Source organism: Psychrobacter sp. TB55-MNA-CIBAN-0194, from assembly GCF_040309505.1.
Taxonomy (GTDB): domain Bacteria; phylum Pseudomonadota; class Gammaproteobacteria; order Pseudomonadales; family Moraxellaceae; genus Psychrobacter; species Psychrobacter fozii.
On record NZ_JBEOOW010000460.1, the window covers coordinates 1 to 260 of the forward strand.

The 260-nt window shown below is 34.6% G+C and carries 1 protein-coding gene; it reads left to right on the forward strand.

Annotated features, from left to right (window positions below; genetic code table 11):
- A partial coding sequence (locus tag AAEY75_RS15895; protein ID WP_352260132.1) for a hypothetical protein occupies positions 1 to 221 on the forward strand: 221 nt, incomplete at its 5' end.
- Positions 222 to 260: the final 39 nt, after the last annotated feature.

Below are 260 nucleotides of genomic sequence, written 5' to 3' on the forward strand. Positions count from 1 at the left end.
GGTCTATAATCAAGAACAGCATGACGGCTGCAGAAAAAACATCCATGGACGACAATCTTTTAATTAACGAAATATGGGCTACATTGTATACTCAACGCAGTAACATAAGCGATGCAGATAGCCAATTTATTGATGACTTTAGGGCTATAGCCGCTAATAATTGTAAACAATTTCACATGATAAATAACCAGCCAACAGTTACCAACACAATGATCTTATGAACTTTTTTCTACTTTATCTTCAATGACTCGATCTATATT